This window comes from Kitasatospora sp. NPDC051702 (assembly GCF_040681575.1).
Taxonomy (GTDB): domain Bacteria; phylum Actinomycetota; class Actinomycetes; order Streptomycetales; family Streptomycetaceae; genus Kitasatospora.
Genome location: NZ_JBFAZB010000040.1, coordinates 64,590 through 84,629, shown reverse-complemented (window position 1 = coordinate 84,629; position 20,040 = coordinate 64,590). Strand labels below are relative to the sequence as shown.

Genomic DNA, 20,040 nt, shown 5'->3' with positions numbered 1-20,040 from the left:
CGACCCCGGTTACTTCCCCTCCCCGACCAACCGCGTCACCGAACGACCGGGTCCAGGGCCCGCACCGCCCGCGGACCGCCCGGACCGCCCGGAGCTCCAGACCGCCCGGAACCCCGGAACCCCGGAACCCCGGAACCCACCTCACCACGCCTCGTCGAGGCCACCAGCGGAGGCCGGAGATGACCACAACCCACCCCGCCCCGACGACCGTCCACACCATCCCCGGTGGGCCCGCCGCCCCCGGTGGCATCCGACGCCTCGGCGTCGCCACCGTCCTCGGCACCCTCCTCCCGCCCGGCGTCGAGTGCGCCGAGGCCTTCGGGCCCCCGCCCGAGGGCCCGCTCCTCGGGCCGGAGGCCGAGCACATCAAGGGCCGGACCCCCCGCCGGCGGCGCCAGTTCACCGCCGCCCGCACCCTCGCCCGCACCACCCTCACCGCCCTCGGCCACCCGCCCGTCCCGCTCGTGCCCGGCCCCGGCGGCGCCCCCCAGTGGCCCGAAGGCGTGACCGGCAGCATCACGCACACCCACGGCTACACGGCCTGCGCCACGGCCCCCACCGCGCGCCTCGCCTCCCTGGGCATCGACGCCGAGCCGGCGCAGCCGCTCCCCCACGGCCCCCTGCAGCTCGTCACCAGCGAGGCGGAGCGGCACCACCTCGCCGGACTGCCGGCCGGCCGCGTGCCCTGGGACCGCCTCCTCTTCAGCGCCAAGGAGGCCGTGTACAAGGCCGGCTACCCGCTCACCCGGCGCTGGATCCCGCTCGCCGCCATCACCGTCACCCTCGACCGGGGCCACGGCTTCACCGCGCACCACCCCGATCTCCCCGACGCCCACCGGGGCCGCTGGACGATGGTGCAGAACGTGCTCATCACCGCCCTCGTCATCCCCCGGACGGAAGAACCGGCAGGTCAGCGCCCCCTGCCCGAGGTCGACGCGCCGCGCTGACCGCTGCCAGGATGTCCCGGTGTCCTCCCGCGCCCTCACGGAAGCCCGCCTGCGCGGGGTCGCCGCCAATCCGGCCGCACCGCCCGAGGTGCTGCTGCGGCCGCTGGGCCCGCAGGCCCGCGCCGCCCGGGCGCCGCTCTGTCAGGAGCGCGCCTGCCCGCCGACGTCGTCGAGGCGGTGATCGCGCACCCGGAGCGGGTGGTGCGGGCCGGCTTCGCCCGCAACCGGCGGGCCGCCCCGAGCAGCGCGGCCGGCCGGCCGACGAGGAACGGCTGCTGCTCTCACGGCGCGAACGGCCGGTAGGCGAGGGCCAGTTCGACCACCTCGGCGGCTGTCGGCTCCGGCTCGCCGGGCGGGTAGATCGAGTAGATCAGGTCGCTGACATAGCCAGTCGGACAGCCAAGGCCCCTGTCCAGCGCCTCCAGCGTGCGGTCGATCTCGGCGTCGTTGTAGCAGTCCCCATCCATGATCTTCTGCACCATCGCAACGGCCGACTCAAACGTCATCACTGCTCCGACCACTCCCTCCAGGACGCGGAGAGTTTAGCGAGTCGCGTGATCGACCGGACTGTCCCTAGAGTGGGACCGAAGAACGATCACCGAGCGCCCGGGGGGGGCCGAGATGACCACGACCACAGCCGTCCGATGGCGACGCCGCACCGTCCAGGGGCTCGTCGGCGGCGCAGTGGTGCTGGCGGCCCTCGGGCTGGTGGGCGACCGGTGCAGTGAGGACGGCGGTCTGCTCACCCCCGCCGAGCTGTTCCACCGCCCGCTGCTGTTCGGCACGTTGATCGCGGGCGCGCTGCTCGCCGCGGTCCTGATCGGCGTCCGCGACATCGTCGTCCGGGCCCTCACCACCGTCATGGCCGTCCTCCTCGGCCTGCTCGCCTCGCCGTTCTACATCCTGGCCGGCGACGGGACCAGAACATCGATGAACGAGGCCGCACCCGGCCGGGACGACCGCCACCTCGTCGTCGAGGAGGGGTCCGCGATGATCGACCCGCTCTGGTGGGTCTACGTCGACCAAGGCACCGGCCTCACCGAACGCCGGTGGAGGGTCGGCTACTTCAACGGCGACGCGGGCACGAACGCCCTGACGGGCGCCGCCTGGGACGGCCCCGACCACATCCGCCTCACCACCGGCGACACCCGGACGCACCTCGTGGAGCTCACCGCATCCGGCCGCCCCACCCGGACCGTGACCCGCGGCCAGTGACCGCCGCAGATCCGCCCGGCGGCGGCCGCCGCCGAACGGGGCCGCACCGGGTGGCCTGCCGGATCCGGCCGGTCTACCGGGTCGCCGTCCTCAGGTGGCCGGCGTGAAGGCCGGGAAGGCCGCGAACCAGAGCACCACGAAGGTCGCGATCGTCATGAGCGGGACGAGGAACCTCGTCTCCACCCTGTTGCCGGTGCGCTTGATCAGGGCGATTTCGTAGTGCCGCCCGAGAGGCCAGAACAAGGGTATTCCCCGCCTGGTCAGAAGGTCACCGAGCAGGTGCGCCGATACGCCCAGGGCCACCGCGCAAGGCAGCCACTGCGGGGTGCTCGGCAGCCAGGAGTCCAGCCCGGCCGCCCCGAGCGCGGCCAGGCCGGTGGGGTAGACCCAGGTCGCCGGACCGCTGCCGGGCGGATGCAGGTGCAACGCCCGGACGGCCAGCGTCAGGAGGCAGAACGTCAGGCCGAGCGTGAAGCCGCGCCCGAGACAGCTGATGCCGGTCCAGGTGCCACCGCCCGCCAGCACGACGAACAGCAGCGAGTGGGTGGCGCGGCGGTGACCGCCGGAGATCCAACCGACCAGTCGGCAGAGCGCTCTGGAGACCGGCCCGAGCCAGTGCGCGAACGTGCTGTCGTGGTGGTCCAGGTCGGGCAGGAGGGCAGCACCAGCACACAGGATCGTGCCCATCAGGACGTCGGCCGGCCCGAGAGGTCGGCCGACGAGTACGGGCGGGAGATGGGGTGAAGCGGCCGCGAACAGCAGCGCCCCACCCACCGCGTGCGAATGTCCCATCATGCGGCCCCGCCCCCTGTCGCTCTCTTCGGCCGGCCGGCCGACCGATCGGGCGGTCGACACGAGACGGGTCGCCGGGCTATCGGGGACGGCCGGTTCGCGCTGTGCGCCCGACAGCACGTCGGCTACCCGCGATCATCATCTTGAAGCACCGCCCGTGTGATCCCGACACCTTGACGAGGTGGCGCACCTGCTGGGGCAGCGCCCACCTGCTGGGGCAGCGCCACTCGCGTGGTCTGCGCACCGGTGTCAGGAGCCTGACGGTGTACCGCCCCGAGCACCCCGCCACGCCGTGACCCGGCGCCGCGCGGTATCACGCGGCGATCCACGGCTCGGCCCTCATCCGGTGACGAAGGCGGCTGAGGGCTGGAGGCCCGCGAGGTCCGGAGCCGTGGCCGGCCGTTCGGGGCTGCCGGGTTCCCGGGGCTCCCGGTGACGCCGGTGAGGCCCCGGTCACGTCACCGGCCGGGACGTCGACACGGTCGGCCCGCGGCGGTGGTTCCGGCTGCCGGGCCGGGCCGCGGACACCGGTCCGCCCGGGCCGACGGGGGAACGAGCGCGGTGAGGATCGCCGCGAGCGCGAACGGAACCGGCAGCAGGACCACGGCCATGATCATGGACGCCCCTCGGGTGACGAGCAGGATCTGTACCGGCTTCCCCGATCTCCCCTGGCCATGTCGGGGAGGAACGGCCCGTCTCGACGGCACGGGATGCCGCCGCACCTGCCGGCGGCGGTCCGCGGGCCCGGAAGGACTCGCAGCGCCCGGCCGACCGGGCCGCGCCGAGACCCTCGCCGCCGTGTGAAGCAGCCATGTGCATACGTCTGCGGAAGCGGGGCATGCGGGGACCCATCACCAACCGAAAGGCCACTGACCATGGTTCCCCTGCTGCTCGTCCTCCTGCTGGCACTGCTCCTGTTCGGCGCCGGCTTCGCCGTCAAGATCCTCTGGTGGATCGCCATCGCGGTCTTCGTCGTCTGGCTGCTGGGCTTCGTCGCCCGGAGCACCGGCGTCTCGGGCACCCGCGGACGGTGGTACCGCTGGTGACCCGTCACGTCCCCGAACCGGTCGCCGACTGCCCGGCGCACGGGGCGGCCCCCGGCACGGCGCCGACGAACGGGGCCGGCCGGTGGCCGTCGTGAGGCTCCCGCAGGTCACCGGCCTCACGGTGGCGGCCGTCGCCCTCCCGGCGACGGCCGCCATCCTGTCCCGGCGTGTCCACGCAGGACCGCGACCGGGCACGTGCACTGCACGGCGGTGACGAGTCCGCACGGGTTCACCGCCCCCGGCAGCCGACTCTGCGGAGCGCCCGGCAGATCGTGGCCGCGACGGGCGTCGACCACCCGCCCCGACGGAACCCCGCACATGCTGCACCGCCGGGTCGACCCGCAGACCCTGCGCAGCCCCGCGCACCTCCAGCCCCGGCCGGCGCCGGGCCGGATCCTCCACGAGGCGCCCCCGTCCTGGGAGCAGGACCGGGAAGGCCGCCGGCCCCGACCGCTTCACCCTCTGACCCCGTGACCGCTCCTGCGAAGGGAAGTCCCCGTGCCGCGTACCGTCGCCCGTCTGATCGTCGACGCCCTGCAGGAACTGGGCGTGCGCCATGTCTTCGGCGTCGTCGGCGACGCCCTGAACCCGTTGACCGACGCCATCCGCACCACCGACGGCCTCTCCTGGGTCGGCTGCCGCCACGAGGAGGCCGCAGCGTTCGCCGCCGGTGCCCAGTCGCAGCTCTCCGGACGGCTGGGCGTGTGCATGGGCACCGTCGGCCCCGGCTCGGTACACCTGCTCAACGGCCTGTACGACGCGGCCAAGAGCCGCACCCCGGTACTGGCCATCGCCGGGCAGGTGCCCACCGCGGAGATGGGCGGCGACTACTTCCAGGAGGTCGACAACGACCTGCTGTTCCGCGACGTCGCGGTCTACCGGGCCACCCTGACCTCCCCCGGACAACTGCCCCGGATGCTCGAGGCCGCCGTCCGCGCGGCGACCGGCGAGCGGGGCGTGGCGGTCCTCACCGTCCCCGCCGACCTGGGTGAGCGCGAGGTACCGGACGACCGCCCGGCCCGCTTCCCGCGTTCCGGCCCGGTCATCCGACCGGACGACACGGGGATCCGGGCGGCCTCCGACCTGATCAACGCCGGCGGCCGGACCACCCTGTTGGTCGGACGCGGCGCCCGGGAGGCCCGCACGGAGGTGCTGGCCCTCGCCGAGCGGTTGTCGGCACCGATGGTGCTCACCCTGAAGGCCAAGGAAGGCTTCGAGCACGACAATCCGTACCAGGTCGGTCAGACCGGCCTGATCGGCAACCCCGCCGCGGTCCACGCGCTCGAGGGCTGTGACACGCTGATCATGCTCGGCACGGACTTCCCGTACCGGGACTGGTACCCCACCGGCTGCAGGACCGTGCAGATCGACCTCCACCCACGCCACCTCGGCCGTCGCACACCGGTGGACGTCGGTCTGGTCGGGGACACCGCGGCCACCCTGCGCGCGCTGCTCCCCCACGTGGACGCGGTCGAGGGGAGCGCGCACCTCGACCGGGCACGCGCACGCTTCGACGACTGGCTCGCCGGCCAGCGGAAGCTCGCCGAACCACGCCGCGACCAGCACTCCTTGCTCGGCCGCATGCGCAGCGCCCTGGACAACCGGGGCCACGACGTCCGCCCCGAGGCACTGGCCGCCGCCGTGGACGCCTTCGCGGACGACGACGCCATCTTCACCTCCGACACCGGCATGGCCACCGTGTGGCTCTCGCGCTTCGTGACCATGCGCGGCCGGCGCCGGCTGCTGGGCTCCTACGACCTCGGCTCGATGGCCAACGCCATGCCCCAGGCCCTCGGTGCACAGCTCTGGGCCCCGGACCGCCAGGTCGTGGCGTTCTGCGGCGACGGTGGTCTGAGCATGCTGCTCGGCGATCTGATGACGATCAGGGCCTACCGGCTGCCGGTGAAGCTCGTGGTCTTCGACAACCGACGACTCGGCATGGTCAAGCTCGAACAGGAACAGTCGGGCCTGCCGGAGTACGGAACGGAGCTCGACAATCCCGACTTCGCCGCGGTCGCCACCGCCCTCGGGCTGACCGGCATCCGCGTCACCGATCCCTCCGACCTGCAGGACGGCGTACGGCGGGCCTTCGGCACGCCCGGGCCGGTGCTGCTCGACGTCCTCACCAACCCCGGAGAGCTGGCGGTCCCGGGCAAGCCGACCGTCGAGCAGGGATGGGGTTTCGCCATCGCCAGGATCAAGGAGACCCTCCGCAGCCACGACGGCTGACACTCCCCCCGGGTGCGGAGGGCCTTGCCCGGGTCGCCCGGCACCCGGCTCCGGGCGACCCGACGCCTGCCTGTGGGGCCGGCTGCTCTTACCGCCGGGACGCTGCGGCGAAGGCCGACGCGTCCCGGCGGTCGGCCCCGCCGTGTCCGTCGCCCGCGTCACCTCACCGGCTCGGCCGCGGGGCCGCTCGGCCGGTCCACCAGGTCTCCGGGGGCTTGGAAGCCCCGGGGCCCCCGGGCCAGTAGCCGACCCTACGCGCAGTCGGCAGCGGGTGGACGGCCGGGGATGCCGGTCTCGGCCCACACGGTCTTGCCGGGGCCCCGGGGCTCGACGCCCCACCGACAGGCCAGCCGCTCGACGATGAGCAGCCCGTGACCGCCGGGGCTCGCGGGTGGCCGGGGAGTGCACAGGGCGGGCAGTGCCGGAGAGCCGTCGCCGACCTCGATCCGCAGCCTGCCCGTACGCGCCGACAGCGCGAGTTCCAAAGCCCCTCCGGCGTGCATCACGGCGTTCGAGACCAGCTCGGCCACCAGGAGGACGACGTCCCGCTCAGCCTCCGCGGAACTGCCGGGACCGGCCCAGTCCGCGAGCGCCCGCGAGGTGAACTCCCTCGCACGGGCGACCGGCTTCGGGACTCCCGCCAGCCGGAGCCGCCGGAGCTGTGCGACGGGCGGCCGCGCCGGACCGGCAGCAGTCCGCCCGTCCTCCAGGGCCCCGCCGCTGCCGGTCATCTGCACCTGTCCCCCTTCCAGTCCAGTGGTCCCTTCCTGAACCGGCTTCCCCGGCAAGCCGCGTCGAGCACGGTGTCGGTGTGGCCGCCCGCCCCACCGGCACGTCAGCCCGACGGTCGGGGTACGGCCGTGTCGTCCAGGTGGATGGAGAAGACCGCGTCGGTGCCCGTGAGCTCGAAGACCCGCGCGACAGCGGGTGAAGGGCGGGCGATCCGGAAGTCGATGCCGGCCGCCACGGCGTTCATGCGGGCCTGCAGGAGCAGGTTGAGGCCTGACGAGTCACAGAACGCCACGTGCTGGAGGTCGACGACGATCGACGAGGGGCGCTCCGCCGTCAGGCCGTCGAGCGCCGAGATGACGGGCGCCCGGGTCTCGGCGTCCAGGTCCCCGGCGATCTCGCAGACGGACGCACGTGTGGCGGTGCGGCGTACGCGTACCGCGAGACCACTCGTGGGTGGCCCCCATGCCTCTGCGGCACTCGTGTTCCCGGACTCGCTCGTCATTCGTCCCCTCCACCCCGGCGCGTGACCCCCTGCTCCTGCCCGTCCCGCTTCCCGGCCCGCACCGACGGTTCCCCGTCACCCACGAGGCCTTCGCGCAACGTCCTCAGCGTACGGCTGAGCAGGCGTGATACGTGCATCTGGGACAGACCGAGCCGGCCGCCGATCTGGGACTGCGTCAGGTCCTCGGTGAACCTCATCGACAGGATGAGTCGCTCGCGGGGCGGCAGGGCCGCGATCAGGGGCTTGAGCGCCACCAGGTCGGTCACCAACTCGGCGTGGTCCGCATCCGGGCCGAGGAGGCGGTCGGCCGACCGGGCCGCACCGTCCTGCTGGGGACCGGCCGGGAGGTCCAGCGAGCCGGCACTGCGGGCACGGGCGGCGGCAAGGCCCTCGGTGATCGACTCCTCGGGCAGTTCGAGGTGACGGGCCAGTTCGGCGACCGTGGGCTCTCGGTCGAGCTGCTGGGAGAGTGCGTCCTGGGCCTTCGCCAGGGCCAGCCGCAGCTCCTGCAGCCGCCTGGGCACGTGGACGGCCCAGGTGTTGTCACGGAAGTGGCGGCGGATCTCGCCCATCACGGTCGGGATGGCGAAGCTGCTGAACTCGACCCCGTGATCCGGATCGAAGCGGTCGATCGCCTTGATCAGGCCGACGGCACCGACCTGGAGCAGGTCGTCCCGGCTCTCGTGGTGAGGTGCGAAGCGGCGGAGCACGAACTGCACGAGGGACATGTTGAGTTCGATCAGCGTGCCCCGTACGTAGGAGTACTCCAGGTGCCCTCGTCCAGGGCCGCGAGTCGAGCCAGGAGCGTTCGGGTCAACTCCCGCGCGTCGGCCGGGGCGACGTCGCACGGGTCGCCGACGTCGGCGAGCAACGATGCGAGATCGGGATCGGGGCCGCGGGTGACGACGGGGGCGCCGGGCGACGACGGCGCAGGCCGGGACGCGCACGGGAGCAGCTCACTACTGGTCATGGTCATGTCGATCCTTTTCCTCCGTCACCACGGCGCGGGCCGTCCGCGGTTACCCCTCGGGGCGACATGCATGCCACCGCCGCGCGTGAAGGTTCTGTGCATGTCTGGACGGCGTCCGCGAACGGGGGCCGGCCGGGTGGCGGAACGTTCCACCCCTGAGCGCCCTCAGCACACGGGAAGCGTGACGGTGATGCGCTTCCCGCCGCCGGGCAGCAGCTGGACGGTGCACGTGAGGGCCACCCGACGGACGATCGTCCAGCCGCGGCCGCCGGGGCGGGCCGGGTCCCCGCCGTGCAGCGCGTGCTGCCGTGGACGGTCTTCCGTGGCGTCCTCGACCTCGATGCACAGCACGGCCGGGTCCGCGTCCAGTCGTGCGGCAGCCGTCACCGTGGAGGGGTGGAGTATGACCGGCGAAGAGCGGCTGGTGCGGACTCGGTGGTTCGCCGCCTGGACGACCCGTCGGTGGCTTCGTGCCGGCGCGACGGCCGCGCTCGTCGTCCTGACCGTGCTCGGGGCGACGGGCTTCTGGGTCCTCGACCGGACCCAGGCTCCGTACCAGCAGGGTCTGTCCGACGAGGAGACCCAGACAGCGCGCCTCGCGGACCTGCTGAAGGACGACGCCTCCGCGCTCGAGGACCTGGCCGGCGTCGGGCGCGCGATCTCGGCGTGGCAGTCGGAGCTGGCCCGACCGGTGGCCGATTCCCCGCCCGGCGCGCCGGCGCCGGCGGCCGCCGCCCTCGCCGCGCCGGGCAAGGCCTCCTTCGACGGCGTCCGGGCCCGACTGGCCGAGCAGCAGGACCGTTTGCGCGCGGAGCGCACCAGGGCGAGGGATGAGCTCGCTTCCACACTGACGCTGCGGAACTGGGTGTTCGGCGCCATCGCGGGCCTCATCCTGATCCTCGCCGCCCTGGTGTTCGAAGGACTGCGGCGCGGCATCAACCGCCCGCTCGAACAACTCGGAGCCGATGCCCGCGTCATCGCCGGCGGCGAGTTCGACCACCCCATCACCACGACCGGCCCCGCCGACCTGCGCCGGCTCAGCGGTGAGATCGACCGCATGCGCGTTCGCCTCGTGCGGGAGCTCGGCTTCAGCGAGCAGGCCCGGCTGCGCCTGGACGCGCAGGCCGCCGACCTCCAGCGTTCCAACACCGAGCTGGAGCAGTTCGCCTACGTCGCCTCCCACGACCTCCAGGAACCGCTGCGCAAGGTCTCCAGCTTCACCCAGCTCCTCCAGCGCCGCTACGGCGGTCAACTCGACGCCAAGGCCGACCAGTACATCGGTTTCGCGGTCGACGGCGCCAACCGCATGCAGACCCTCATCAACGACCTCCTCGACTTCTCCCGGGTCGGGCGTCTCCACCACGCCCACCAGGAAGTCGACATGGACGAGGCGTTGGAGCAGACCCTGGCCGCGCTGAGCGTGGGCATCGAGGAAGCCGGGGCGGAGATCACCCACGACCCGCTGCCGACGCTGGTCGCCGACCCCACCCAGATGGGCATGCTCTGGCAGAACCTGATCGGCAACGCCGTGAAGTTCCGCAGGCCCGGAACCCGTCCGCACATCGACGTCTCGGCCGAGCGCGACGGCGCGCTGTGGCGGTTCTCGGTCACCGACGACGGCATCGGCATCGCACCCGAGTTCACCGAGAAGGTCTTCCTGATCTTCCAACGGCTGCACACCAAGGACGCGTACTCCGGCAGCGGCATCGGCCTGGCCATGTGCAAGAAGATCGTCGAGTTCCACGGCGGCACCATCACCGTCGACCCCGACTACCGGGCCGGTACCCGCATCACCTTCACCCTGGCAGCCGAACCGCCGAAGCCCCCCGGCCTTCCGGCCATGCCCGAGACCTCCCGCACCCACCAGGAGCACGCACGATGACCACGACCATGGTGTCCTCCGCGGGGGCGGCCACCGGGGGGCCGTCGTACCGCATCCTCCTGATCGAGGACGACCCGGGCGACGCCCTCCTGGTCGAGGAACTCCTCCACGACACCGGCTTGCGCTTCGAGCTGACCACCTGTGCCACGCTCGCCGACGCCAGCAGCACGTTGTCCTCCGGTGTCACCGACTGCATCCTCCTCGACCTGCACCTGCCCGACGCCTCCGGCACATCCGCGGTCACGGCCGCTGCTCGCACTGATCGAGGCCCTCCCACCGGCCGACCCCGCCGCGCACATCGACCAGCTCATCACGCAGACCCACACCCTCAACGCCGGCCGCCACACCGACGACCTGGCAGTCCTCCGTCTCGACTGGGGCACCCACCGCCACGGACACGCGGCGGCGGAACAGCGGCTCGGCTGACTGCACACCGGGAGGTGGAGCAACCGGGTACCGGACGAGCGGGTCGCGTTCCGGGACGGTGGCGCCGTCCAGCGGCTCGACCCGGCTCAGCTCCTGTCGGTCCGGTCCGGGGGGCCGGGAGCGGGGAAGCAAGGGGAGCCGACGGCTTGGTCGACGTGTGCGTGGTGGGACACCAGCTGGTCCACCCCGGTCAACGTGAGCAGGTGCCGCAGGTCGGCCGGGGCGCCGACCAGCGGGAGCGGGGTTCCCGGTGTCCCGGCACGCAGGGAGGCGTAGACCAGCTCGGCGATGCCCATCGAGTCGCAGAAGCGCAGGCCGGCGATGTCCAGGACCAGCGGGAGGACGGTGGGAGTCCCCTCGATGGCCCTGCGCAGTCGTGGGGCGGTGTGGTAGTCGAGCTCGCCGGCGAGGACGACGACGGTCGCGCCTGCCGCGTGGGCGCTGACGTGGATGGTGAGGGCGTAGGCGGGCACCTGGGCTCCGGGGCGGTCGGCGGTCGGCGGTCGGCGGTCGGCGGTCGGCGGTCGGCGGTCGGGCGATCCGGTCACTGGAGGTGGGCGAGCAGCAGGGCCACGTCGTCGGCCTGCGCCTTGGCGAACGCGCCGAGCAGCAGGTCGCCCGCCGCGTCGAGGTCGGCTGGCGCCTCGGCGAAGGACTCCCTGAGCGCGCCCAGGCCTACTTCGAGGTGCTCGCCCGGAACCTCCACCAGGCCGTCGGTGACCAGCAGGAGGGTGCTTCCCGCAGGAGTGTCGTGGGTCGTCGCGGGCGGCTGCGGCAGGTCGAGTCCGAGCAGGATGCCGTGCTCGGTGAGGTAGCGGGTGGAGCCGTCGGCCAGCCGGAGCAGTGGCGGCAGGTGGCCGGCGTTGGCGACGTGGATCCGGCGGCCGCCGGGCTCGATGAGCACGAGGCAGACGGTCGCCGTGACGCCAGGGCGCAGCCGGACCATCAGGGTGTCCAGCCGGCGCAGCAGCGTCTGCGGATCATGTCCCTCGATGGCGTAGGCACGCAGCGCGTGGCGCAGTTCGCCCATCACCATCGCGGCTTCGAGGGAGTGGCCGGCCACGTCGCCGATGGCGAGGAGCAGCCCGGCCGGGGTGTCGATGGCCTCGTAGAAGTCCCCGCCGATCTCGCTTCGGTCGGAGGCGGGCTCGTAGCGGACGGCGAGGTCCACGCCGGTGACGGAGGGTAGTCGGTCGGGCAGGAAGCTGCGCTGGAGGGTGAGGGCCAGGGCGTGCTCCTCCGCCTGGCTCCGCAGGGCCTCCAGGGCCAGGGCGGCGGCCTGGGTGAGCTGGGAGAGCAACCGGTGCTGGTCCAGACCCGCGGCGGCCTGCGGATCGACCGCCAGCGCCACCAGGGGGCGGCCCGGCTTCGTCCGGGCCACGACCAGGGTGACCGGTCCGTCGGGTGTCACGTCCTGCGGCGCGGCCGCGCCGGCCAGGGCGGTCCGCCACTCGACGGCGGTGAGCAGCGCCGAGTCGGTTCCGGTGGCGTCGCCGAGGGTGTGGTGCGCGAGGGTGTCGAGCAGGACCGGCGGGGCGGTGCGCAGCCGGACCGACGGGCCCGTGTCCGGCACGGGTCCGTCGGGCCCGCCGTCCGGGGCCGCCGCCGGGGAGCAGTGGGCGAGGTGGAGCGTCTCCGAGTGGGGCCCCAGGACGACGACGGTGGCCTGGGCCGCACCGAGCTCGGTCGCGCCCAGCGCGGCGGCGGTGACCAGGGTGTCGGCGTCGGCGGCGTCGTAGAGCGCCAGCGTGCTGCGGTGCAGTGCGGCGACCCGGTCGGCGAGCCGTTCGGCCCTGCGGCGCGCCCGGGTGTAGCGCAGCACGGCGGTGACGGTCGCCTGGAGTTCTGCGGGGTCGATGGGTTCGGTCAGGTAGGCGTCCGCGCCCCGGTGCAGGCCCTGGGTGCGATCGCTGGCTTCGATGGCGGTGGCGGAGATGTGGACGACCGGCAGGTCGGCTGTGCGCGGCCGGCCCTTGATCCGCTCGCACACCTCGAAGCCGGTCATGTCGGGCAGTTTCACGTCCACGATGGCGAGTTCCGGCAGTTCGTGCGTCGGGGCGCCGGTGAGCAGGGCCAGCGCCTGGGTGCCGTCGACGGCCTCGACGACGGTGTGTCCGGAGCGGCGCAGCCAGCTGCCCACGATGTAGCGGGTGGTGGGGTTGTCGTCCAGGACGAGGACGGTGGCGGGGCCTGCGTCGGGGGCTGCGGTGGTCACGGTCCGCCCTCCGTTTCAACGTGGTGCTCGGGCGGTGCGCCCTCGGGGGCCGCGGACGCGTCCCGGAGGGGACGGCCCAGCGGTCCGTTCGGGGGCGCGATCGCGGTGGACAGGGCAGTGGACAGCCGCCCGGCGGTCAGGCCGGACTTCTGCAGCACCGACCGGGCGTGCGTCAGCCGGTCGCGATCGAGGGAGGAGGGGTCGGCCGAGGTCAGGACGACGACCGGGAGCCCGTGCAGGTCCGGGTCGCCCCGCAGTCGTGCGAGGACCGCGTAGCCGTCGAGGCCGCTCATGTGCAGGTCGAGGATCAGGGCGTCCGGGCGCTCGCGCCGGAGGGTGGCGAGGGCGTCGCCGCTGTCCGGGACCTCCACGACGTGGTCGGTGAGGTCTCGCAGCAGCGGCCGCAGGACGGCCCGGAACGCCGCGTCGTCGTCCACCACGACCAGGCGGGCTGCGCGGGGGAGCACGCCCGGGCCGGGCGCGGGCGCGGCCGGCAGCCGGACGGTGATGGTGGTGCCGCTGCCCGGGCTGCTCTCCAGGTGCATCGTCCCGCCGAGCAGTCCGACCAGCCGCCGGGCGTACGGCAGGCCGAGCCCGGTGCCGTGGCGGCCGCGCTGGTGGGGGCCCTTGACCTGGTAGAACTCCTCGAACACGCGCGCGTGCTGGTCCGCCGGGATGCCGATGCCGGTGTCGGAGACGGTCAGCACCAGCTCGCCCGGGCCGGCCGCGCCTCCGGTACCGTCCAGGTGTGCCGTCAGGCGGACCGACCCGGCCTCGGTGAACTTCAGGGCGTTGGACAGCAGGTTGCGCAGGATCCTGGCCAGCATGGTCTCGTCGCCGAGGATCGGGCCGGGGTCGGCGTCGGCGGTCACGGACAGCGTGACGCCGGGCCGGGCGAGACCGCGCAGTGTGCCGTCCAGTTGGGCGAGCACGGCGTGCAGGTCCATCGGTGCCCAGCTGGGTTCGAGGTTCCCGGACTCTGCCTTGGCGACGTCCAGGAGCTCGTCGACGAGTGCGAGCAGGGTGCGGCCGGAGTCCGCGATCAGTGAGAGCCGGTGTCCGCGCTCCGTCGCCGGCGCGTCCGCGTCCGCGAGGAGCAGCTCGGCCAGTCCCACGACGGAGTTGACGGGGGTGCGCAGCTCGTGGCTGACGTTGGCCCAGAACCGGGTCTTGGCCTCGCTGGCCTCGCGCAGTTGCCGCGACTTCTCGTCCAGCTCGGCGTAGAGGGCGACGACGCCGCGGTTGGTCTCCTCCAGTTCCTCGGAGAGTTCGGCGTAGAGCGCGACGACGCCGCGGTTGGTCTCGGCCAGTTCGTCGTTGAGCCGTTTCAGTTCCTCGCTCTGGGCCCTGGTCCGTTCGAGCGCGGCTATCAGGTCCTGGGTCTGCGCCTGGAAGTCGTCCGGGTCGGCCGGGCCGCCGTGCGCGTCCAACAGCCGGCGGGCCTCCTCCGCGCCGTCCGGTTGCTCGCCGGTCGGTGCGGGGAGCCGGTGGTCCAGGCGCACCCAACCGCCGCCGTCGGCCGGTCCGTGGCTGGTCGGGAGCAGGCGGGCGGAGGCGTTCAGGGCGTCGGCGGACGGGCCGTCGGAGCCGTGCCAGTCCACGGTCACGCTCAGTACCCTCCCGGGTGCCGTGCACAGGTCGAAGTGTGTGGTGAGCCGGCCGGATCCGAGCATGTCGCGGCTGATTTCGCTCAGGGCGGTGGCCAGCCGGATCGCGTCCTGGCCGTCCGAGCCGAGCAGTTCGGCGACGGACTTGCCGATGCGGCGCAGAGCGAAGCCGTCCTGCGCAGACGCGACCGGGACCGTCCCCAGCCGGACCACCTGCGGTTCCTCGGGGCCCGTCACCACGGGCCCTTCGCCACGAGGACGCCCGCGTCGTCCCGGCGCACGCCGGCCTCGCGCAGCAGGAGCGCGGCGGCGGTGACCGGCAGGTGCTCGAGCACGCCGGCGAAGGCCTGGGCCTGCCAGCGGTCGGTCAGGCCGTCGGAGTGCATGACCACCGCGCTGCCGGGGGCGAGCCGATGACGGACCGTGTGCAGGGCGGGCATCTGGTGTCCGACGATGCCGGGCGCGGACGGCAGTGAGCGGCGGGTCCCGGTCGACGGGGCCACCACGAAGGTACTGATGTTCCCGACGCCGCAGAAGCCGATCCGCTGCGCTGCGGGCTCGACGAGCGCGACCGCGACCGCTCCGCCGCGTCCGGCGCGCAGGGCGCCGTGGACGTCGGACAACACGGCCTCCGGGGTTCGCGCCGCGCTGCGGCGGAAGGCCGCGACGGCGTCCAGCGCGGCTTTGGCGGCGAGCGGCCCGTGGCCCAACCCGTCGACGAACATGACGAGGAACGCCCCGGTGGTGGGGTCGGCCGTCGACCCCACGGGCCCGGTCGACCGGGTCGGCCCGCCGGGTGAGGAGACCGGCGTGCCGTGGTCCTGAAGGGGGGGCTGAGCCGGGCGCCGGGCCGCGCCCGTGAGCACCGACCAGTCCAGGACGGTTCCATCGGCGGTCTGGCGGCGTGACCGTCTTGCTCCGGCCCCCGCGGGCGCCCGGTCCGGTCCGGCCGGCGGTGCCACGAGCACGGGCCGTGCGGCCCAGGCGTCCCCGCAGAGCTCCTGGCCGCTCATCGGCCGGGTGACGCCCGCCACCACCGCCTCCCTGCCGGCCGCCGCGCGGCGGCCGCCGGGCGTGTGGTTCCAGAACCGCGCGGTCATCGCGGTGCCCCTGCCCGGCAGCGAGTGCACGTCGAAGGTGTCGGCGAGCCGGACGATGGCGCCCAGGCCGATGCCGAGCGTCCCTCCGGACGAGACTCCGTCGGTGAGCGAGCGGGGGACGTCTGCCATCCCGGGGCCACTGTCCAGAGCGACGAACTCCACGGCCGCCTCGCTGTCGGTGCGCACCACCCGCAGGAGGAGCGAGCCGTCCACCGCGTGGCGACGCAGGTTGGTCGCCGCCTCGCTGACCGCCAGCCCGACCTCGGCGACCCTCTCCGGCAGCAGCCCGGCGCGGTGCGCGATGGCCCGCGCCGCACTGCGCGCGGCGGCGGGCAACGATTCGGCGTCCCGGAACCAGACCGCGTCCTCGCACTCGAGCAACGGGACCGTCAGCGTCGCCACTTGGTCACCGACACCTTCGTGCCGGCCCCGGCCGCGCTCTCCAGGGCGAAGTCGTCCACCAGACGGCGCGCACCGCTCAGGCCGAGCCCGAGGCCCCCGCCGGAGGTCCAACCGTCGGTCAGGGCGAGGTGGATGTCGGGGATGCCCGGGCCACTGTCCTCGAACACCGCGTGCACGCCCTTCCGTCCGTCCCGGCGCACCGTGCCGCAGTGCATCGCTCCACCGCCGCCGTAGACCAGGGTGTTGCGGGCCAGTTCGCTCGCGGCGGTGACGAGTTTGGTCTGGTCCACCAGGGAGAGCCCGGCCTGCTGCGCGAGGGTGCGCACCAGTTGCCGGGCCCGGACGACGTCGTCGTTGGACATGATCGGGACCGTCTGCTCCGTTTCTCCGGCTGACCCTGTCATGCGCGGTCCGCACGTGCGGTGCGGTCGCGGTCCAGGAGGGCGAGGCCCTTGTCCAGGGTCAGGGCGGTGCGCACCCCGCCCAGGGACAGGCCGAGTTCGACCAGGGTGATCGCCACCGCGGGCCGCATGCCCACGACGACCGTCTCGGCGTCGAGCATCCGGGAGATCGCCGCGGTGTTGGCCAGCATCCGGCCGACGAAGGAGTCGACGATCTCCAGCGCGGTGATGTCGATGACGACCCCGATGGCACCGGTCGCCACGATCCGTGCGGCGAGGTCGTCCTGTAGGTCGACCACGGTCTGGTCCTCCAGGTCGATCTGGATCGACACCAGCAGGACCCGGCCGAGCTTGAGGATGGGGACGCGCTCGGTCACTGGTGACCGCCGGTCACGGCGTGGTCGCCACCGATGCGCTGGAGCACGTACCGCAACGCGTCGGCCAGGGTCGCCTTGGTGACGATGTCCCCGAACTGGACGCCCAGCGCCACGAGAGTCTGGGCGATCTGCGGCCGGATGCCGGAGATGGTGCACTCCGCACCCATCAGCCGGGCGGCCACGACCGTCTTGAGCAGGTGCTGGGCGACCTCGGTGTCCACCGCCGGTACACCCGTGATGTCGATGATGGCGTGCTCGGCCTCGGAGTCCACCAGGCTCTGGAGCAGCGTCTCCATGACGATCTGGGTGCGAGCCGAGTCCAGGGTTCCGACCAGCGGCACGGCCAGTACGCCCTCCCACAGCTTCACCACCGGGGTGGAGAGTTCGAGCAGCTGCTCGGCCTGGGCGCTGATGATCTCCTCGCGGGTGCGGGCGTACACCTCGATGGTGAACAGGCCCAACGCGTCCAGCAAGCGTGCGAGTTGGAGGTAGGCGGTGATGTCCTCGGCGGAACTGGCGGTGGTGGGCTCCAGCACGTCCTTGCAGGCGAAGACGCTCATCGCGGTCTCGGTGGGTGTGAACCCGTGCCGGGCCCGGCTGCGCGAGAGCTCCACCAGCAGCGCCCGCACCTCGGAGTACCCCTCCTCCTGCCACTCCAGGCCGCCCTGGCGCAGGGCCTGGGCCAGGGCCTGGTACAGGTCCGTCAGTTCCTTCTCGAGCTCGGCCCGGCTGATCCGGCCGCGCAGGATGGCCGACACGGCCTCCACCCATTGGTCCAGCACCGCGTCGTTTCGCGTCAGGAGCTCGACGAGCCGTTCGGACGATTCCTCTACCGCCATCAGGCGCACCCTTCCATCACAGGCATACCGGTCCCGGGAGACCCGGGCCGGGGCCCGACCCGTCGCCCCGGGTCAACCGGGCCCCGTCTGCCCCGCGATCCGGATCCCATGCACGTTCGGGCCCGCCGATTTCCGATCGGCCCGGATCACGGCCGCGACGGGCCCGTCCCGGCGGGGGTCGCCGCGACCGGCCGTCCGGGTGTGCCCAGGACGGCGAGCCCGGCCGGCAGCGCGAGCGGGTCGGCCGGGAGGCCGCCCTCCCTGCGGACCATCCGGACCCGTTGAGCAGCAGGCACCCGGCGACGACCCGTGCGCTCAGGGGCACCGCGACGACGCCGCCGGTGGTCCGCCGTGCCGGTGCTCCCGGACGGCCGCCGAGACGTCGAAGGGCACGATGGTGGCGGCGGTGTGCGGCAGCCGGCTCACCGCGTGGGCGATCGAGTCCCCGCTGCGGGCGTGCAGCAGGCGTCCCAGGACCGGGCCGTACGAGCGGCGCGGGATCAGCAGGGTGACCTGGGTGCGGCCGTCGGCGGTGGTGCGGCCCGCGAGCCGGGCGATCGCGCGGTGCAGCCGGCGGTCCGGGCACTCCACCAGGTCGAGCGGGACGTCGGCGGCCCGGCTGGCCTCCCAGCAACGCCGCAGGTGCTCGGCGTGCGCCGTGTCGAGGGCGACGTGCACGGCGCGCAGCCCGTCGGGGCGCAGGGTGTGCGCGTAGCGCAGCGCGGTGAGGACCGCGAGGTCGAGCCGGTCGACCAGCACCAGCACGACGTGGCGCGGGCGGGTCGCGCCGGTGGCGGTGGCGGGCGCCGCCTCCAGGGCCTCGGCCTCGTTGCGGTACCGCTCGTTGGTGCGGATCAGGGCCCACACGCCGACCGGGAAGACGACCACCACGAGCCAAGCGCCCTCGGTGAACTTGGTGACGACGAAGACGACGACCACGGCGGCGGAGGCGGCCGCGGCGGCCGCGTTGACGGCGGTCTTGACGGTGCGGTGCCTCCCCCGGCGCTGCCAGTGGTGCTTGGCCAGGCCGGCGGTCGCCATGAGGAAGCCGGTGAAGACCCCGATCGCGTACAGCGAGACGAGGTGGGTGAGGTTGCCGCGCGAGACGAGCAGCAGGGCCAGGGAGACGGCGGTGAGCACCAGGATGCCGTTGGAGAACGCGAGCCGGTGGCCGCGCCGGGTGAGCTGGCGCGGCAGGAAGGAGTCCTCGGCGACGAAGCCGGCCAGGAACGGGAAGCCGTTGAAGGAGGTGTTCGCGCCGGTGTAGAGGATCAGCGCGGTGGCGACCTGGACCAGTGCGAACATCGCCTGTCCCGGGGCACTCCCGCCGAAGACCAGGTGCGCCTCCTGGGCCAGCACGGTCGGGCTGCCGGAGGTGTACGGGATCGCGTGTGTCCACCAGGCGAGCGCGGAGATCCCGAGCACCAGGCCGCCGAGGACCGCGCTCATGACCACGAGGGTGCGGCGCGCGTTGACGCCCCGCGGTTCGCGGAAGGCGCCGACCCCGTTGGAGATGGCCTCGAGGCCGGTGAGCGAGGACCCGCCGTTGGCGAAGGCCCGCAGCAGGACGAACAGCGAGGCGCCCATCAGCAGGCCGTCGCCCGGCGTGCCCACCGGCACGGCACCGACGGCGTGCAGCTCGGCCGTGCCCAGCCTCGGCAGGCTGCCCGCCGCCAACCGGACCAGCCCCACCACGACGGTCAGGCCGGCGGCGGCGACGAACAGGTACGTGGGGACCGAGAACGCCTTGCCCGCCTCCCTGATGCCGCGCAGGTTCCCGTAGCACAGGAGGCCCAGCACCCCCACGGAGATCCACAGTTTGTCCGGGCCGATGTCGGTGTGGAGGAGCAGCTGTGCCATGGAGGCCAGGGCGTCCGTACCCGCGGCGGTCTGCACCGCGACGGTGACGACGTAGTCGATCAGCAGGGCCACCGCCGCGATCTGGGCGGTGCGCGGGCCGAAGTTCTCCCGCGCCACCACGTAGGAACCCCCGGCCCGGGTGTAGGTGGTCACCACGTCGCGGTACGACAGGGTGAGCAGGAGCAGCAGGGCGAGGATGACCCCGGTCACCGGCATGACGAGGGCGAAGCCCGCCATGCCGGCCACGGGGAGGAGCTGCGTCAGCATCTGCTCCGTGCCGTAGGCGCTGGAGCTGATGCAGTCCGGTGCGAGCACGCCCAGCGCCACCGGCTTGGAGAGCGTCTCCTCGCGCAGCTGCGCCGTCACCAGGGGCGGCCCCAGCAGTAGCCGCTTGACCCGGTACCCGAGGCGTTCCGGCACCTCGCCCGCCGCGGCGACCTGCCGCTGCTCCGCCCGCGTCCGCTCCGTGACCGTCACCCTCGTCCCCCTTCGGGCGGT

The 20,040-nt window shown here is 73.5% G+C and carries 23 protein-coding genes and 1 pseudogene; 9 read left to right on the top strand and 15 right to left on the bottom strand.

Going from position 1 to position 20,040, the window contains the following annotated elements; all coding sequences use genetic code 11:
* Positions 1-179: 179 nt before the first annotated feature.
* Both AB0N04_RS28290 and AB0N04_RS28285 read left to right on the top strand, forming a co-directional pair.
* A complete protein-coding gene (locus tag AB0N04_RS28290) occupies positions 180-947 on the top strand; it encodes a 4'-phosphopantetheinyl transferase superfamily protein (RefSeq protein ID WP_360206661.1) in 768 nt (255 codons plus the stop codon).
* A gap of 19 nt (positions 948-966) precedes the next feature.
* Complete coding sequence (locus AB0N04_RS28285) at positions 967-1,128, top strand: hypothetical protein (RefSeq protein WP_360206658.1); 162 nt, start codon at positions 967-969, stop codon at positions 1,126-1,128.
* 100 nt (positions 1,129-1,228) lie between these two features.
* Here the strand turns inward: AB0N04_RS28285 and AB0N04_RS28280 are convergent, their stop codons facing one another.
* Entirely contained in the window at positions 1,229-1,453 is a 225-nt protein-coding gene (locus AB0N04_RS28280) for an e9imm peptide (protein ID WP_360206656.1), read from the bottom strand.
* Between the two features lie 115 nt (positions 1,454-1,568).
* Between AB0N04_RS28280 and AB0N04_RS28275 the strand changes: the two genes are divergently transcribed.
* A complete protein-coding gene (locus tag AB0N04_RS28275; RefSeq protein WP_360206654.1) occupies positions 1,569-2,162 on the top strand; it encodes a hypothetical protein in 594 nt (197 codons plus the stop codon).
* A 90-nt stretch (positions 2,163-2,252) separates the two neighbouring features.
* Here AB0N04_RS28275 and AB0N04_RS28270 read toward each other — a convergent pair whose 3' ends face one another.
* Positions 2,253-2,954 carry a metal-dependent hydrolase gene (locus AB0N04_RS28270; RefSeq protein ID WP_360207167.1) on the bottom strand — a complete coding sequence of 234 codons (702 nt, stop codon included), beginning with the start codon at positions 2,952-2,954 and terminating at the stop codon, positions 2,253-2,255.
* Positions 2,955-3,127: 173 nt separating this feature from the next.
* Here AB0N04_RS28270 and AB0N04_RS28265 point away from each other — a divergent pair, with 173 nt between their 5' ends.
* The 3 genes from AB0N04_RS28265 to AB0N04_RS28255 all read left to right on the top strand — a co-directional run bounded on the left by AB0N04_RS28265 (position 3,128) and on the right by AB0N04_RS28255 (position 6,229).
* Positions 3,128-3,250: a hypothetical protein gene (locus AB0N04_RS28265; RefSeq protein WP_360206652.1), complete on the top strand. Its 123-nt coding sequence runs from the start codon at positions 3,128-3,130 to the stop codon at positions 3,248-3,250.
* Positions 3,251-3,829: 579 nt separating this feature from the next.
* Positions 3,830-4,000 (top strand): hydrophobic protein, encoded by a 171-nt coding sequence (locus tag AB0N04_RS28260; RefSeq protein ID WP_360206649.1) that lies wholly within the window; start codon positions 3,830-3,832, stop codon positions 3,998-4,000.
* A 498-nt stretch (positions 4,001-4,498) separates the two neighbouring features.
* On the top strand, positions 4,499-6,229 hold the full coding sequence (locus AB0N04_RS28255; protein ID WP_360206646.1) for a thiamine pyrophosphate-dependent enzyme: 1,731 nt from the start codon (positions 4,499-4,501) through the stop codon (positions 6,227-6,229).
* Positions 6,230-6,480: 251 nt separating this feature from the next.
* Here AB0N04_RS28255 and AB0N04_RS28250 read toward each other — a convergent pair whose 3' ends face one another.
* The 5 genes from AB0N04_RS28250 to AB0N04_RS28230 form a co-directional block, all read right to left on the bottom strand.
* Positions 6,481-6,960 carry an ATP-binding protein gene (locus AB0N04_RS28250; RefSeq protein WP_360207164.1) on the bottom strand — a complete coding sequence of 160 codons (480 nt, stop codon included), beginning with the start codon at positions 6,958-6,960 and terminating at the stop codon, positions 6,481-6,483.
* 104 nt (positions 6,961-7,064) lie between these two features.
* Positions 7,065-7,463: an STAS domain-containing protein gene (locus tag AB0N04_RS28245; protein WP_360206643.1), complete on the bottom strand. Its 399-nt coding sequence runs from the start codon at positions 7,461-7,463 to the stop codon at positions 7,065-7,067.
* Positions 7,460-8,191, bottom strand: a complete 732-nt coding sequence (locus AB0N04_RS28240) for a SigB/SigF/SigG family RNA polymerase sigma factor (RefSeq protein ID WP_360206641.1) — start codon at positions 8,189-8,191, stop codon at positions 7,460-7,462. The genes AB0N04_RS28245 and AB0N04_RS28240 overlap by 4 nt, the downstream gene beginning before the upstream one ends.
* A gap of 11 nt (positions 8,192-8,202) precedes the next feature.
* Positions 8,203-8,433, bottom strand: coding sequence for a hypothetical protein (locus tag AB0N04_RS28235; RefSeq protein ID WP_360206639.1), 231 nt, complete (start codon positions 8,431-8,433; stop codon positions 8,203-8,205).
* 165 nt (positions 8,434-8,598) lie between these two features.
* Complete coding sequence (locus AB0N04_RS28230) at positions 8,599-8,820, bottom strand: hypothetical protein (RefSeq protein ID WP_360206636.1); 222 nt, start codon at positions 8,818-8,820, stop codon at positions 8,599-8,601.
* Between the two features lie 16 nt (positions 8,821-8,836).
* Here AB0N04_RS28230 and AB0N04_RS28225 point away from each other — a divergent pair, with 16 nt between their 5' ends.
* From AB0N04_RS28225 to AB0N04_RS28215, 3 genes and pseudogenes are all read left to right on the top strand, one after another.
* The gene (locus AB0N04_RS28225) at positions 8,837-10,315 is read left to right on the top strand and encodes an ATP-binding protein (RefSeq protein ID WP_360206633.1); all 1,479 of its coding nucleotides are present in this window, start codon (positions 8,837-8,839) and stop codon (positions 10,313-10,315) included.
* Positions 10,316-10,362: 47 nt separating this feature from the next.
* Positions 10,363-10,563 (top strand): annotated as a pseudogene (locus AB0N04_RS28220) (response regulator); the annotation flags it as partial.
* On the top strand, positions 10,496-10,741 hold the full coding sequence (locus AB0N04_RS28215) for a hypothetical protein (protein ID WP_360206630.1): 246 nt from the start codon (positions 10,496-10,498) through the stop codon (positions 10,739-10,741). The pseudogene AB0N04_RS28220 and the gene AB0N04_RS28215, both read left to right, overlap by 68 nt.
* Positions 10,742-10,827: 86 nt before the next feature.
* Here the strand turns inward: AB0N04_RS28215 and AB0N04_RS28210 are convergent, their stop codons facing one another.
* The 8 genes from AB0N04_RS28210 to AB0N04_RS28175 all read right to left on the bottom strand — a co-directional run bounded on the left by AB0N04_RS28210 (position 10,828) and on the right by AB0N04_RS28175 (position 19,962).
* Positions 10,828-11,214, bottom strand: coding sequence for an STAS domain-containing protein (locus AB0N04_RS28210; protein WP_360206627.1), 387 nt, complete (start codon positions 11,212-11,214; stop codon positions 10,828-10,830).
* A gap of 71 nt (positions 11,215-11,285) precedes the next feature.
* Positions 11,286-12,956: a fused response regulator/phosphatase gene (locus AB0N04_RS28205; protein ID WP_360206625.1), complete on the bottom strand. Its 1,671-nt coding sequence runs from the start codon at positions 12,954-12,956 to the stop codon at positions 11,286-11,288.
* Positions 12,953-14,800 carry an ATP-binding protein gene (locus AB0N04_RS28200; RefSeq protein ID WP_360206623.1) on the bottom strand — a complete coding sequence of 616 codons (1,848 nt, stop codon included), beginning with the start codon at positions 14,798-14,800 and terminating at the stop codon, positions 12,953-12,955. The genes AB0N04_RS28205 and AB0N04_RS28200 overlap by 4 nt, the downstream gene beginning before the upstream one ends.
* Entirely contained in the window at positions 14,797-16,065 is a 1,269-nt protein-coding gene (locus AB0N04_RS28195) for an ATP-binding protein (RefSeq protein WP_360206620.1), read from the bottom strand. The genes AB0N04_RS28200 and AB0N04_RS28195 overlap by 4 nt, the downstream gene beginning before the upstream one ends.
* A complete protein-coding gene (locus AB0N04_RS28190; RefSeq protein ID WP_360206618.1) occupies positions 16,053-16,469 on the bottom strand; it encodes an anti-sigma regulatory factor in 417 nt (138 codons plus the stop codon). Before AB0N04_RS28190 ends, AB0N04_RS28195 begins: the two co-directional genes overlap by 13 nt.
* Entirely contained in the window at positions 16,466-16,843 is a 378-nt protein-coding gene (locus AB0N04_RS28185; RefSeq protein ID WP_360206616.1) for an STAS domain-containing protein, read from the bottom strand. Before AB0N04_RS28185 ends, AB0N04_RS28190 begins: the two co-directional genes overlap by 4 nt.
* Positions 16,840-17,682, bottom strand: coding sequence for an STAS domain-containing protein (locus AB0N04_RS28180; RefSeq protein ID WP_360206614.1), 843 nt, complete (start codon positions 17,680-17,682; stop codon positions 16,840-16,842). The genes AB0N04_RS28185 and AB0N04_RS28180 overlap by 4 nt, the downstream gene beginning before the upstream one ends.
* Positions 17,683-17,997: 315 nt before the next feature.
* Positions 17,998-19,962 carry an APC family permease gene (locus tag AB0N04_RS28175; protein ID WP_360207162.1) on the bottom strand — a complete coding sequence of 655 codons (1,965 nt, stop codon included), beginning with the start codon at positions 19,960-19,962 and terminating at the stop codon, positions 17,998-18,000.
* Positions 19,963-20,040 lie beyond the last annotated feature (78 nt).